The organism is Aeromonas hydrophila subsp. hydrophila ATCC 7966, from assembly GCF_000014805.1.
In the GTDB taxonomy this organism is placed as follows: Bacteria; Pseudomonadota; Gammaproteobacteria; order Enterobacterales; family Aeromonadaceae; genus Aeromonas; species Aeromonas hydrophila.
Genome location: NC_008570.1, coordinates 4,438,789 through 4,452,500, shown reverse-complemented (window position 1 = coordinate 4,452,500; position 13,712 = coordinate 4,438,789). Strand labels below are relative to the sequence as shown.

The window sequence follows — 13,712 nt, the reverse complement described above, 5'->3', positions numbered from 1 at the left end:
AACCAAATTTTATTTGGTCCTTGTTGTACGACAACAAGCTGCGTCGGTTTCACCGACACTTCTTGGGGTTGTATGGTTAAGTGACTAAGCGTACATGGTGGATGCCTTGGCAGTCAGAGGCGATGAAGGACGTACTAACCTGCGATAAGCCGTGAGCAGTCGGTAAGAGACATTACGACTCACGGATTTCCGAATGGGGAAACCCACTTAGCATAAGCTAGGTATCGCTACGTGAATACATAGCGTAGCGAGGCGAACCGGGAGAACTGAAACATCTAAGTACCCCGAGGAAAAGAAATCAACCGAGATTCCCTCAGTAGCGGCGAGCGAACGGGGATTAGCCCTTAAGCATCTTGGAAGTTAGTGGAACGGTCCTGGAAAGGCCGGCGATACAGGGTGATAGCCCCGTACACGAAAACAACCTTGATGTGAAATCGAGTAGGGCGGGACACGTGACATCCTGTCTGAATATGGGGGGACCATCCTCCAAGGCTAAATACTCCTGACTGACCGATAGTGAACCAGTACCGTGAGGGAAAGGCGAAAAGAACCCCTGTGAGGGGAGTGAAATAGAACCTGAAACCGTGTACGTACAAGCAGTGGGAGCCCTTCGGGGTGACTGCGTACCTTTTGTATAATGGGTCAGCGACTTACATTTTGTAGCGAGGTTAACCGTATAGGGGAGCCGTAGGGAAACCGAGTCTTAACTGGGCGTCTAGTTGCAAGGTGTAGACCCGAAACCGGGTGATCTAGCCATGGGCAGGTTGAAGGTTGAGTAACATCAACTGGAGGACCGAACCCACTAACGTTGCAAAGTTAGGGGATGACCTGTGGCTGGGGGTGAAAGGCCAATCAAACTCGGAGATAGCTGGTTCTCCCCGAAAGCTATTTAGGTAGCGCCTCGGACGAATACTACTGGGGGTAGAGCACTGTTTGGGCTAGGGGGTCATCCCGACTTACCAACCCCATGCAAACTCCGAATACCAGTAAGTACTATCCGGGAGACACACGGCGGGTGCTAACGTCCGTCGTGAAGAGGGAAACAACCCAGACCGCCGGCTAAGGTCCCAAAGTTCTGGTTAAGTGGGAAACGATGTGGGAAGGCTCAGACAGCTAGGATGTTGGCTTAGAAGCAGCCATCATTTAAAGAAAGCGTAATAGCTCACTAGTCGAGTCGGCCTGCGCGGAAGATGTAACGGGGCTCAAACCAGGCACCGAAGCCGCGGATTCACGCTAAGCGTGAGTGGTAGGGGAGCGTTCTGTAAGTCTGCGAAGGTGTGTCGAGAGGCATGCTGGAGATATCAGAAGTGCGAATGCTGACGTAAGTAACGATAAAGGGGGTGAAAAGCCTCCTCGCCGGAAGACCAAGGGTTCCTGTCCAACGTTAATCGGGGCAGGGTGAGTCGACCCCTAAGGCGAGGCCGAAAGGCGTAGTCGATGGGAAGCAGGTTAATATTCCTGCACGACTTGTAATTGCGATGGGGGGACGGAGAAGGCTAGGTGGGCCAGGCGACGGTTGTCCTGGTGAAAGTGCGTAGGTGGTGTTTCTAGGCAAATCCGGAGACACAACACTGAGACACGAGACGAACGCACTACGGTGCGGAAGCCATTGATGCCCTGCTTCCAGGAAAAGCCTCTAAGCTTCAGATTACAAGTCATCGTACCCCAAACCGACACAGGTGGTCGGGTAGAGAATACCAAGGCGCTTGAGAGAACTCGGGTGAAGGAACTAGGCAAAATAGAACCGTAACTTCGGGAGAAGGTTCGCTCTTGACAGTGAAGTCCCTTGCGGATGGAGCAGTTGGGAGTCGCAGTGACCAGATGGCTGGGACTGTTTATCAAAAACACAGCACTCTGCAAACACGAAAGTGGACGTATAGGGTGTGACACCTGCCCGGTGCCGGAAGGTTAATTGATGGGGTTAGCGCAAGCGAAGCTCTTGATCGAAGCCCCGGTAAACGGCGGCCGTAACTATAACGGTCCTAAGGTAGCGAAATTCCTTGTCGGGTAAGTTCCGACCTGCACGAATGGTGTAACCATGGCCATGCTGTCTCCACCCGAGACTCAGTGAAATCGAATTCGCCGTGAAGATGCGGTGTACCCGCGGCTAGACGGAAAGACCCCGTGAACCTTTACTACAGCTTGGCACTGAACATTGAACCTACATGTGTAGGATAGGTGGGAGGCTTTGAAGGCGTGACGCCAGTTGCGCTGGAGCCGTCCTTGAAATACCACCCTTGTATGTTTGATGTTCTAACGCAGGCCCGTGAATCCGGGTCGCGGACAGTGCCTGGTGGGTAGTTTGACTGGGGCGGTCTCCTCCCAAAGAGTAACGGAGGAGCACGAAGGTTGGCTAATCCTGGTCGGACATCAGGAGGTTAGTGCAATGGCATAAGCCAGCTTAACTGCGAGACGGACAGGTCGAGCAGGTACGAAAGTAGGTCATAGTGATCCGGTGGTTCTGAATGGAAGGGCCATCGCTCAACGGATAAAAGGTACTCCGGGGATAACAGGCTGATACCGCCCAAGAGTTCATATCGACGGCGGTGTTTGGCACCTCGATGTCGGCTCATCACATCCTGGGGCTGAAGTCGGTCCCAAGGGTATGGCTGTTCGCCATTTAAAGTGGTACGCGAGCTGGGTTCAGAACGTCGTGAGACAGTTCGGTCCCTATCTGCCGTGGGCGTTGGATGATTGAAGGGAGTTGCTCCTAGTACGAGAGGACCGGAGTGAACGAACCTCTGGTGTTCGGGTTGTCACGCCAGTGGCACTGCCCGGTAGCTAAGTTCGGAATCGATAACCGCTGAAAGCATCTAAGCGGGAAGCGAGCCCTGAGATGAGTCATCCCTGACCCCTTGAGGGTCCTAAAGGGCCGTTGGAGACCACAACGTTGATAGGTGGGGTGTGTAAGCGCGGCGACGTGTTGAGCTAACCCATACTAATTACCCGTGAGGCTTAACCATACAACACCCAAGAAGTGTTTCGAGCCTTGTGACAAATACGAAACTACTTATGTCAGCTTTCTCAGATTGAAGAATTTGCCTGGCGGCCATAGCGCCGTGGAACCACCTGATCCCTTGCCGAACTCAGAAGTGAAACGCGGTAGCGCCGATGGTAGTGTGGCATTCGCCATGCGAGAGTAGGACACTGCCAGGCACCCAATCAAACAGTGATGTGAAGAATCACATTACTGGCTGCGAGGATGACACCTCAATGAAGCGGCAGACAATTTAGCAAAAAGCTAACCAGACAGCGGAGCGGTAGTTCAGTCGGTTAGAATACCGGCCTGTCACGCCGGGGGTCGCGGGTTCGAGTCCCGTCCGCTCCGCCACTACTTAAGAAGCCCAGTCTAACGACTGGGCTTTTTTTCGTTTCCGACACCGTACTCATTTCCCCGAATTTCCTCTTTTGTCCTCATACGACTCAGTAAAACACGCAGAGCCAGACGGTGGTCATGTCGGGATGGGTCCATTCCACCCGGTGTTTCTGGCGGGCAGGAATATTGATGTGATCGCCAGGGCCCAGTTGTACCAGCTGCTGTTGCTGGGTTTGTGGGTCGATGAACAGCAGGCTGGCTTCCCCCTGTACTACCAGGATCCACTCATGCTCATCCTGATCGTACCACTCTCCCGGGGCGGTGTGATGACCGCGGGAGAGGATGCGTTCGATCCGCAGGTGGTTGGTGCTGACCAGATCCTGAAAGAGTTCGGTAGGCAGTGGCGAGGGAATATCGTTCAGCAGATTGCGCGTGTGCATGGGTATCTCCCGTCTGGCAGTGCGAGTGGTTCTCTGCAGTATAGGAGCGAGCCTGGTGGGTAAAGGTGAGATCCGTGACAGGCAGGCAAGCAGATCCGTGTCCGAACGAGAACGATTACGACCATTTTGATGAAAAAGTCAGGGAATTCGCTGCAATTCCGACAAATTCTTGCTATTTTGCGCGCCACGAAAGCAAACGATTTCCTTCACACTTTCAGGACAAGTTATGGCAAAGCAAGATATGGCCGCCCAATCAGGGAACGGCGGCTTTTTGGACTCTTATTTTTCCATTTCTGCGCGCGGCAGCAGCGTGCGCCAGGAGTTGCTGGCCGGGTTGACCACCTTCCTGGCCATGGTTTACAGCATCATAGTGGTGCCGAACATGCTGGGCGCCGCCGGTTTTGAACAGGGGCCGGTGTTTGTCGCCACCTGCTTGATCGCCGCCTTCGGCTCTCTGCTGATGGGTCTGTGGGCCAAGCTGCCGATGGCCATCGGTTGCGCCATCTCCCTCACCGCCTTTACCGCCTTCAGCCTGGTGCTGGGGCAGGGGCTGAGCATCCCGGTGGCGCTGGGTGCCATCTTCCTGATGGGTGTTCTGTTCACCCTGATCAGCGTCACCGGCGTGCGCCAGTGGATCCTGGACAACCTGCCCTCCGGCATCGCCCACGGCACCGGCATCGGCATCGGTCTGTTCCTGCTGCTGATCGCCACCAACGGCGTCGGCATGGTGATCAAGAACGAAGGCGCCGGTCTGCCGGTGCAGCTGGGTGAGGTCACCGCCTTCCCGGTCATCATGACGGTGCTGGGTCTGGCCGCCATCTTCGGTCTGGAGCGTCGCAAGGTGCCGGGCGGCATCCTGATGGTGATCATCGCCATCTCCATTCTCGGCCTTGTGTTCGACCCGAAAGTGACCTGGCAGGGCTTCTTCGCCATGCCGAGCCTGACTGGCGAGAAGGGCTCCCTGGTGGGCAGCATGGATCTGCTGGGCGCCCTCAACCCGGTGGTCATCCCCACCGTACTGGCACTGGTAATGACCGCGGTGTTTGATGCTACCGGCACCATCCGTGCCGTGGCTGGTCAGGCGGGCCTCATCAACGAGCGTGGCCACATCATCAGCGGCGGCAAGGCGCTGACTGCCGACTCCGTCAGCAGCATGGTGGCGGGCGCCGTCGGTGGTGCTCCGGCTGCCGTCTACATCGAATCTGCCGCTGGGACCGCCGCCGGTGGCAAGACCGGTCTGACCGCCGCCCTGGTCGGCGTGCTGTTCCTGCTGATGATCTTCCTCTCCCCGCTGAGCTATCTGGTACCGGCCTACGCCACCGCGCCGGCGCTGATGTACGTCGGTCTGCTGATGCTGGGCAACGTCACCAAGCTGGACTTCAACGACTCGGTCGATGCGCTCTCCGGCATGCTGTGCGCCGTCTTTATCGTGCTCACCTGCAACATCGTTACCGGCATCATGCTGGGCTTCGTGGCGCTGGTCGTCGGTCGTCTGTTTGCCGCCGAGTGGAAGAAGCTCAATATCGGCACCGTGATCATCGCCGTGGCGCTGGTGATTTTCTATGCCGGTGGTTGGGCCATCTAAGGCTCCCGGTTGACGTGAAGGGCTCCTGCGGGGGCCCTTTTTGTTGGCTGTGAGGCGGCTAACAGTTTTCCTCATATTGGCTCCGCGCTGTTTCAGATTGAAACGCCGACCACCCTTCTGTTGTTTCAGATCCGAACCAAACTCCCGGTTATTTTTATCCTGATTTCTGTCGTTAGACTGGCTCCATCAACCATCTGCCTACCCGTGTGGTGGCAAGCCAAGGAGTGAGCCATGAAGAAACTGATCAATGCCGTCGATGCCGTGGTCCGTGAACAATTGATGGGGATGGCGGCCGCCCACCCCGAGCTCAAGGTCCGTATCGAGCCACACTACATCACCCGTGCCGACTCCCCCGTGATGGGCAAGGTGGCACTGGTCTCCGGTGGCGGCAGCGGCCACGAGCCGATGCACGGCGGCCTGGTGGGCAAGGGGATGCTGGATGGTGCCTGCCCCGGCGAGATCTTCACCTCGCCGACCCCGGATCAGATGTATGAGTGCGGCCAGGCGGTCGACGGTGGCGCCGGCGTGCTGTTTCTGGTGAAGAACTACACCGGCGACGTGCTCAACTTCGAGACCGCGGTCGAGCTGCTGCACGGTGACGGAGTCAAGGTGGGCTTTGCCCTGATCGATGACGACGTGGCGGTCAAAGACAGCCTCTATACTGCCGGTCGTCGTGGTGTCGCCACAACCGTGCTGTGCGAGAAGCTGGTCGGTGCCGCCGCCGAGGCGGGCTACGATCTGGCGCGCTGCGAGGCGCTGGCCCGCCGCATCAACAACCAGAGTCGCACCATAGGCGTCGCTACCCACGCTTGTACCGTGCCGGCCGCCGGCAAACCCTCCTTCACCCTGACGGACAACGAGATGGAGTTCGGCGTGGGCATTCATGGCGAGCCGGGCATAGCGCGCCGTCCCTTCACCAATCTCGACACCCTGGTGGGTGACATGTTCAATGAACTGGCGGACAACACCCCCTATGGCCGTACCCTGCGCCACTGGGACAGAGCCTCCGGCTGCTGGCAGGAGGAGCACACCTTCATCGAGCCGTTCAACAAGGGCGATCGCGTCATCGCACTGGTCAACAGCCTGGGCGGCACCCCGATCTCCGAGCTCTACGGTGTCTATGGTCGTCTCGCCACCCTGTGCGAAGAGGCGGGTATCCATCTGGTGCGCAACCTGATCGGCCCCTACTGCACCTCCCTCGACATGACCGGCATCTCCATCACCCTGCTCAAGGTGGATGACGAGCTGATGACCCTGTGGGATGCCCCTGTTCACACCCCGGCCTTGCGCCGTGGCTGCTAAGGAGTCTTCATTCCCATGCTAAGCAAACATCAGATCGTCAACTGGCTGCTCGACTGCGAGCATATCTTCACCGAGCAGCGTGACTACCTCACGGCGTTGGATACCGACATCGGCGACGGCGACCACGGCCTCAACATGCAGCGCGGCTTTACCAAGGTGGCCGAGAAGCTGCCTGCAGTGGCGGACAAGGACATCGGTCAGGTACTGAAAACCACCGGCATGACTTTGCTCTCCTCGGTCGGCGGCGCCAGCGGCCCGCTCTACGGCACCTTCTTCATCCGGGCCGCGGCCAGCAGCGATGCCTGCCAGAGCCTGACCCTCGGCCGGCTCGGCAAGATGCTGAGCGACGGGGTGGAGGGGATCGTCTCGCGCGGTCGCGCCGAGCCGGGTGACAAGACCATGTGCGATGCCTGGTGGCCAGCCCTGGCCGCCCTGCAGCAGGCGGAGCAGCAAGGCTTGCCGCTGCCCGAGGCGCTGGACAAGGCGGTCGCGGCCGCTGCCGCCGGCACCGAGGCCACCATTCAGATGCAGGCCCGCAAGGGGCGCGCCAGCTATCTTGGCGAGCGCAGCATCGGCCATCAGGATGCCGGGGCCACCTCGACCCTGCTGCTGCTGACCGCCCTGCGTGACAGAGCGAGGTTGTGACATGATCGGAATCGTAGTGGTCTCTCACAGCTCCATGCTGGCAGCCGGCTTGAAAGCACTGGCCGACCAGCTGGGCAGCCCGGCGAAACTGTTGCTGGCGGCCGGGGTCGATGACCCCGACCACCCCATCGGCACCGATGCCATCGCCGTGATGAGTGCGATTGAAGAAGCGGACGACGGCAGCGGCGTGCTGGTACTGATGGATCTGGGCAGCGCCCTGCTCAGCGCCGAGACCGCCCTCGAGCTGTTGCCCCCGGAGCTGAGTGCTCGGGTGCGGCTCTGTCCGGCCCCGCTGGTCGAAGGCACCCTGGCTGCCGTGGTGGCGGCCGGATCCGGTCTGACGCTGGACGAGGTGGCCGCCGAGGCGCTCGGTGCGCTGGGCCCGAAACAGGCGATGCTGCCGGGCAAGGCGGAGCCGCAGGATGTCGAGACCGCTCCTGCCCCCGACGACGGCTGGCTGCGCTGCGAGGTGGTGGTGGACAACCCCCACGGCCTGCATGTGCGCCCTGCCGCCCGCCTGGTGGCGGCACTCAAGCCTTTTGCCGCCGAACTCAGGGTGCAAAAAGAGGATAAAGAGGCCAACCCCCGCAGCCTGACCCGGCTCACGATGCTCAACGTGCGCCAGGGCGACCGGCTCATCCTGCTGGCGCGCGGGGAGGATGCCGAGGCCGCCTTGGCCTGCTTCCAGCAGCTGGCTGCGGAGCGCTTCGGCGACTGACGCCACTGTTTCAAGGCGCTGCACCTGCTCGCTGAGCCGGTGCAACCCCATTCAAGACGAAGGAGTCCCCGGCACTGCCGCCCCTTCGCCCCTGTTAGTTTCAAAAGATGTCTTATGAACTAGAGAGAGGGATAAAATATGGACCGCATCATCATCAGCCCCAGCAAATACGTGCAAGGCAACGGGGCCCTCGCCAACATCGGCAACTACGTCAAGGCGCTCGGCGCCAAGCCGCTGATCCTGGCCGACGCCTTCGTCACCAAGCTGGTTGGCGATACCGTGGCCACCAGCTTCCACGGGGCTGGCATCCAGCCCGAGTTCGACTGCTTCAACGGCGAGTGCTCCCGCCCCGAAATAGACCGCCTGCTGGCGCGCTGCAAGCAGACGCCGTTTGACGTCGTCATCGGCATCGGCGGCGGCAAGACGCTGGATACCGCCAAGTCGGTTGCCTTCTACCAGCAGGTGCCGGTGGTCATAGTACCGACCATCGCCTCCACCGATGCCCCCACCAGTGCGCTGGCGGTCATCTACACCCCCGAAGGGCAGTTCAGCGAATACCTGATGATCCCGACCAACCCCAACATGGTCATCATGGACACCGGCGTGGTCGCCCGCGCCCCGGTGCGGCTGTTGGTCTCCGGCATGGGGGATGCGCTCTCCACCTACTTCGAGGCGCGTGCCAACAAGGTGTCAGATTGCCAGACCATGGCCGGTGGTGCCTCCACCCTGGCGGCGCAGGCCATCGCCGAGCTCTGCTACAAGACCCTGTTGGCCGACGGCTACAAGGCCAAGCTGGCGGTGGAGCAGGGGCTCTGCACCAAGGCGGTGGAGAACATCATCGAGGCCAACACCTATCTGAGCGGTATCGGCTTCGAGAGCAGCGGGCTGGCCGCCGCCCACGCCGTTCACAACGGCCTGACCCAGCTGGCCGAGTGTCATCACCTCTATCACGGTGAGAAAGTGGCGTTCGGTACCCTGGTGCAGCTGGTGCTGGAGAATGCCCCTATGGCGGAGATCGAGACAGTGCTGGGTTTCTGCCGCTCGATCGGTCTGCCCACCAACCTGCATATGATGGGAGTCAAGGAGCTGGATATGGCGCGCCTGATGGACGTGGCCAAGGCCTCCACCGCGGAGGGGGAGACCATCCACAACATGCCGTTCAAGGTTACCGCCGAGGACGTGCTGGCGGCCATCGTCACCGCCCACCAGCTGGGGCTGTAACCGCGCCACGGCTGACCTTGCCATATAAAAACGGCCCCGCATCTGCGGGGCCTTTTCGTTGTCAGCGGGCCTGTTGGCGGCAGCTCGGATCGCCGTCAGCCGTGATAGTCGGCGGGATCGATCTCGAGCAGTTTCAGCCGTCGCCAGAGGGTGGTGCGACCGATCCCCAGTTGTTGGGCCATCTGGCTGGCCTGCCCCTTGCAGGCGTGGGCGCAGCGCAGGATGGCTTGTCGCTCCAGCTCCGCCAGGGTGAGCAGTGGTTGTCCCACCACCTCGTCCGCCACCAGTTGATGGCCGTGACGAATGGCGGCCGGCAGCGCCTCGGGCGGGATCTGCGGTTGGCTGGAGTGAAGCAGGGCATGCTCGATGGCACTGCGCAGCTCCCCCAGGTTGCCGGGCCAAGGGTAGGCGAGCAGGCAGTCGAGGGCCGCCGGGCTGAACTGGCGCCCCGGCTCGCGCCCTTGCGCCCCGAGCTGCTGGCTGATGAGGCCGGGCAGATCGGCCGCGCGCTCGCGCAGGCTCGGCAGCCACAGCTCGCACGCCTGCAGCGCATAGAGCAGCTGACGGCCGAAGTGCCCCTCTTGCACCTTCTGCTCCAGCGCGGCGCTGCTGGTAGCGATGATCCTTACCTTGAGCGGCAGGATGCGGGCCGAGTCGAAGCGCTGGAGGCGGCCGGTCTTGAGCAGTTGCAGCAGCGCCGCCTGCATGGGGGCAGAGAGGCACTCCACCTGCTCCAGCACCAGGGTGCCGCCGTGGGCCAGTTCGAACTTGCCGGCCCGCTCCTGTCCCGCTTCGTCGGAGCCCATCAGTTCCAGCGCCATCCGCTCGCTCGGCAGCGCCTGGCAGTTGAGGGTGACGAGCGGGCCGGCGGCCTGCTCGCTGCCGAAGTGGATCGCCTCCGCCAGTTGGGCCTTGCCCACCTCCTCCTCGCCGCGCAGCAGGATGGGGCCCGGGCTTTGGGCCGCCTGCCGGGCGTAACGCAGCAGCTTGCGCATGGCGCTCGACTCCCCCACCAGCGCCGACAGCTCGGGCACCGTCTGGCGCAGCTGATGGATGGCCCGCAGGCGATCGACCGGGTGCAGCAGCACGATAAAGCTGACGCCGTCAGGCCCGGGCAGCGGCTTGAGGCTCACCAGCGCACTGATGAACTCCGCCTCCTGCCCGCCCACCCGCTCCAGGGTTACCTCCACATGGCTCAGGGTGGTCTGCCCCTTGATGGCGAGCTGCAGCCGCTGGGGCAGCAGCAGGTGTTGCTCCAGCGGCTGGCCGAGGCAGAGATCCGGGTCGAGCCGCAGCCGTCTGGCCGCCAGGGCGTTGAGGTAGCGCAGCCGACCCTGGGGATCCCAGGCCAGCACGCCATCATCCATGCCGTCTAGCAGGGCGTAGAGCTCGCTCAGGTGGTGCTGGGACTCCTGCATCAGGGTCTCCATCTGCAGCAGGTGGGCCAGCTCGCGCCCGGCGCTGACGGTGAGCGCCAGATCGCCGGCGCTCGCTTCTTCCACCTTGCAGGTCAGCGCCATGATGGCGACCTGACGGCCGTTGCTGTTGTAGACCGGGCTGGCACAGCAGTGCCAGGGGTGCAGGGTCTGGTTGAAGTGCTGGGTACCGCTGATGCAGAGCGGCATCCCTTCCAGCGCGGCCAGGTTGATGGCATTGGTGCCGATGCGCCCCTCGCTGAAGAAGGCGCCGGGGCCAAACCCAAGCGCTGCCAGCTCCGCCAGCGTGTCGGGGTGGCCGGTCTGGGCCAGCAGGCAGCCGCTCTCGTCGGTGAGCAGCAGGGCGCAGGGGCGCCCCTCCATGAATTCGTAGAGATCCTCGAGCGCCATCTCGCCGGTGGTGAGCAGGTCGCGCTTGCGCTGGCGCAGGCTCTGCAAGGTCTGCCCCTTGGCGCTGTGGGGCGGATGCCAGAGGGTGGCGCTGGTCTGGTGGGCGCAGCGCAGCCAGGAGGCTTGCAGATAGTCAGGCCAGGCCCGGGCTGGCGGCATGGAGGCGGACAGGATGGTCACGACAAGATCCGGCAAAGAGACGAACGCCCATTTAACCACCCTTGCCGGCCCGATTCAGTGACCTGCCTCAGAGGGATGGCAAACCATCCGCGGCGGGAGCGGGGTTGGCAAACTGCAACTCAAGCCAGCGACAGAAAGTGCGGCACTCCGGCATGGTCTCGCTCTCCTGATGCACCAGCAGATGCCACTGCGGCCCCTTGACCCTGTGGGTGGAGAGCGGCAACAGCTGCCCCTGCTGGCGAGCGGGACGGGAGAGCCGCTCGCTCACCAGGGCGATGCCGAGCCCCTGGCAGGCTGCGTCCAGCAAGAGACCGGGATCGGAGAAGTTGAGCCCCCGGGTCTGCAGCTGCAGATCCTCTCCACCCTTGAGGGTCCAGTGGTGCCAGTCCAGCTCCCGCTCCCCGTGCAGGGTGGTGCGCTCTGCTGCCGGTTGGGCCAGCACGGCGGGGGCGGCCACCGGCAGCAGGCGGTCTGCCAGCAGCAGCTGGTGGCGGCACTCGGCCTGGGGAGCCAGCTGCCAGCGCAAGGTGAGATCGATGGTCTGCTCGGCCATGTCGGGCTCTTCGTCGCTGGTGAACAGCCAGAGATCGACCTCGGGATGGGCGAGATGAAACGCCCCCAGCCGCGGCAGCAGCCAGTGGCGGGCGAGGGCTGTGCTGGTGTTAAGCACCAGCTGGTTGGGCTTGCGGTACTGCTCCAACCGCTGGATCCCCATCGCCAGCTGCAGCAGCACGCTCTGGGTGGTCTCCAGCAGATCCTGCCCCGCATCGGTGAGGGCGACCGAGCGCCCCTGCCGGTGAAACAGCGGTTGGCCGAGCAGCTCCTCCAGCGAGCGGATCTGCTGGCTGATGGCGGACTGGGTCAGGTGCAGCTCCTGCGCTGCCTGATGAAAACTGCCGAGTCTGGCCGCCGCCTCAAAGCCCCGCAGCACGTTGAGCGGGGGCCACTGTTTGAACACCATTGATTAGCTCCACTTATCACTTTCACGGAAAATCGATCGTTTGTTCACCATCCATGCAGCGGATAGTCTATTACTCAGCGTGATTCGATTAACAGCGCTTGTTTTTGATCCCCCTTTTGTTGGGCCAGGACGCTCAGGTTCGAGCCCGTTTTCACAGGAGTCATCTCATGTCATCCCGTCGCCATGTTCTGAAACAGCTGGCCGCCCTCGGCGCCTTGGTCGGGCTGGGTACGCTGCCAAGGGCCAAGGCCGCCGCAACCGTCGCCAGCCCGGCAGAGGCCAGCTTCTACATGCCGGAAGAGTCGACGTTTCAAACCCGGGTCTGGGTGGCGTTTGCCGCCAGCGAGGCCATCTGGGGCAGCGATTACAAGGAGGTGCAGGCCCCCATAGGCCGGCTGGTGCAGGCCATGGTGCCCTATACCCAGGTGAACGTGCTCTGCCGCGAAGCCGAACAGGCGCTGGCCCGCCAGCTCTGCGGCGAGCAGAACACCCGCTTTGTCATCGCCGAGCTGGACGACATCTGGCTGCGGGATACCGGCGGCGTCTTCGTTCAGAACGAGGAGGGGGAGCTGGGGCTGGTGGATTTCAACTTCAACGGCTGGGGTGACAAGCAGGAGCACGAACAGGATGCAGGCGTCGCCGAGCTGGTCAGCCAGCAGGCCAAGGTCCGTTATCTGCAGAGCAAGCTGACCGGCGAGGGGGGCGGCATCGAGGTGGATGGCAACGGCACCGCCATCCTGACCGAGAGCTGCTGGCTCAACAGCAACCGCAATCCGGGGGTGAGCAAGGCGCAACTGGAGGCGGAGCTGAAGGCCAATCTGGGGCTGCGCAAAATCATCTGGCTGCCGGGCATCAAGGGCAAGGACATCACCGATGCCCACGTCGATTTCTACGCCCGTTTCGTGCGCACCGGCGTGGTGGTGGTCAATCTGGACAACGACCCGCAGTCCCACGACTACGAGGTGACCCGCCGGCATCTGGCCATTCTCAAGCAGGCCACCGATGCCGACGGCAACAAGCTGGAGCTGCATGTGTTGCCACCACCGCTCGACGGGCGGGACAACCGTTTCAGCCGTAGCCGGGATTTTGCCGCCGGCTACATCAACTATCTGCCGATCAATGGCGCCGTCATCGCCCCCGAGTTTGGCGACAAGGCGGCCGACAGCTACTGCCACGAGCTGCTGGCCCGCCTCTATCCGGGTCGTGAAATCGTGCAGATCAATATCGATCCGGTGGCCGCCGGTGGCGGTGGTATTCACTGCATCACCCTCCACCAGCCAGCCTGAGCCTTCCCTACCGACTGATAACCCGGGGCGTTGCGACGCCCCGGGTTATTTGTCTCCGCCCATTTCTGTTGACCACAAGCCCTGACCAGCCGCCCTGTATCTTGGCCAGCTATGTCATATGGCGTGTCACCGCGATCACACTCCCGAGTTATTCAAGTAGCTGAGACGGGATGGTGCTTTCCATTACCGCTCGAGGAGTGTATTTTGCTGAGTAGCGAAAATTAGCGCCAAA

Annotated in this window: 9 protein-coding genes, 1 tRNA gene and 2 rRNA genes; 9 read left to right on the top strand and 3 right to left on the bottom strand. The window is 61.7% G+C overall.

The window, feature by feature from the left end:
* Positions 1-74: 74 nt before the first annotated feature.
* The 3 genes from AHA_RS20275 (at position 75) to AHA_RS20265 (ending at position 3,331) form a co-directional block, all read left to right on the top strand.
* Positions 75-2,963, top strand: a 23S ribosomal RNA gene (locus AHA_RS20275).
* 78 nt (positions 2,964-3,041) lie between these two features.
* Positions 3,042-3,156, top strand: a 5S ribosomal RNA gene (gene rrf / locus AHA_RS20270).
* A gap of 98 nt (positions 3,157-3,254) precedes the next feature.
* Positions 3,255-3,331: transfer RNA gene (locus AHA_RS20265), tRNA-Asp, on the top strand.
* Between the two features lie 92 nt (positions 3,332-3,423).
* On the opposite strand, the gene AHA_RS20260 is transcribed toward AHA_RS20265, so the two are convergent.
* Positions 3,424-3,756: a cupin domain-containing protein gene (locus tag AHA_RS20260; RefSeq protein WP_011707692.1), complete on the bottom strand. Its 333-nt coding sequence runs from the start codon at positions 3,754-3,756 to the stop codon at positions 3,424-3,426.
* Between the two features lie 226 nt (positions 3,757-3,982).
* Here AHA_RS20260 and AHA_RS20255 point away from each other — a divergent pair, with 226 nt between their 5' ends.
* The 5 genes from AHA_RS20255 to AHA_RS20235 all read left to right on the top strand — a co-directional run bounded on the left by AHA_RS20255 (position 3,983) and on the right by AHA_RS20235 (position 9,227).
* Positions 3,983-5,341, top strand: a complete 1,359-nt coding sequence (locus tag AHA_RS20255; RefSeq protein WP_016352259.1) for an NCS2 family permease — start codon at positions 3,983-3,985, stop codon at positions 5,339-5,341.
* Positions 5,342-5,572: 231 nt separating this feature from the next.
* Positions 5,573-6,643: a dihydroxyacetone kinase subunit DhaK gene (gene dhaK, locus AHA_RS20250; RefSeq protein WP_011707690.1), complete on the top strand. Its 1,071-nt coding sequence runs from the start codon at positions 5,573-5,575 to the stop codon at positions 6,641-6,643.
* Between the two features lie 15 nt (positions 6,644-6,658).
* Positions 6,659-7,288: a dihydroxyacetone kinase subunit DhaL gene (dhaL, locus tag AHA_RS20245; protein WP_011707689.1), complete on the top strand. Its 630-nt coding sequence runs from the start codon at positions 6,659-6,661 to the stop codon at positions 7,286-7,288.
* Between the two features lies 1 nt (position 7,289).
* Entirely contained in the window at positions 7,290-8,006 is a 717-nt protein-coding gene (gene dhaM / locus AHA_RS20240) for a dihydroxyacetone kinase phosphoryl donor subunit DhaM (RefSeq protein ID WP_011707688.1), read from the top strand.
* A 138-nt stretch (positions 8,007-8,144) separates the two neighbouring features.
* A complete protein-coding gene (locus AHA_RS20235) occupies positions 8,145-9,227 on the top strand; it encodes a glycerol dehydrogenase (RefSeq protein ID WP_011707687.1) in 1,083 nt (360 codons plus the stop codon).
* A 95-nt stretch (positions 9,228-9,322) separates the two neighbouring features.
* Here the strand turns inward: AHA_RS20235 and dhaR are convergent, their stop codons facing one another.
* Together dhaR and AHA_RS20225 are read right to left on the bottom strand one after the other, a co-directional pair.
* Entirely contained in the window at positions 9,323-11,233 is a 1,911-nt protein-coding gene (gene dhaR / locus AHA_RS20230; protein ID WP_172583089.1) for a dihydroxyacetone kinase operon transcriptional regulator DhaR, read from the bottom strand.
* Positions 11,234-11,300: 67 nt separating this feature from the next.
* The gene (locus AHA_RS20225; protein ID WP_011707685.1) at positions 11,301-12,194 is read right to left on the bottom strand and encodes a LysR family transcriptional regulator; all 894 of its coding nucleotides are present in this window, start codon (positions 12,192-12,194) and stop codon (positions 11,301-11,303) included.
* 167 nt (positions 12,195-12,361) lie between these two features.
* Here AHA_RS20225 and AHA_RS20220 point away from each other — a divergent pair, with 167 nt between their 5' ends.
* Positions 12,362-13,480: an agmatine deiminase family protein gene (locus AHA_RS20220; RefSeq protein ID WP_011707684.1), complete on the top strand. Its 1,119-nt coding sequence runs from the start codon at positions 12,362-12,364 to the stop codon at positions 13,478-13,480.
* Positions 13,481-13,712 lie beyond the last annotated feature (232 nt).

Excerpts from the sequence above, each read along its gene's own strand:
- AHA_RS20260 (WP_011707692.1), bottom strand. The coding sequence starts at position 3,756 with ATGCACACGCGCAATCTGCTGAACGATATTCCCTCGCCACTGCCTACC.
- AHA_RS20255 (WP_016352259.1), top strand. The coding sequence starts at position 3,983 with ATGGCAAAGCAAGATATGGCCGCCCAATCAGGGAACGGCGGCTTTTTG.
- dhaK (WP_011707690.1), top strand. The coding sequence starts at position 5,573 with ATGAAGAAACTGATCAATGCCGTCGATGCCGTGGTCCGTGAACAATTG.
- dhaL (WP_011707689.1), top strand. The coding sequence starts at position 6,659 with ATGCTAAGCAAACATCAGATCGTCAACTGGCTGCTCGACTGCGAGCAT.
- dhaM (WP_011707688.1), top strand. The coding sequence starts at position 7,290 with ATGATCGGAATCGTAGTGGTCTCTCACAGCTCCATGCTGGCAGCCGGC.
- AHA_RS20235 (WP_011707687.1), top strand. The coding sequence starts at position 8,145 with ATGGACCGCATCATCATCAGCCCCAGCAAATACGTGCAAGGCAACGGG.
- AHA_RS20225 (WP_011707685.1), bottom strand. The coding sequence starts at position 12,194 with ATGGTGTTCAAACAGTGGCCCCCGCTCAACGTGCTGCGGGGCTTTGAG.
- AHA_RS20220 (WP_011707684.1), top strand. The coding sequence starts at position 12,362 with ATGTCATCCCGTCGCCATGTTCTGAAACAGCTGGCCGCCCTCGGCGCC.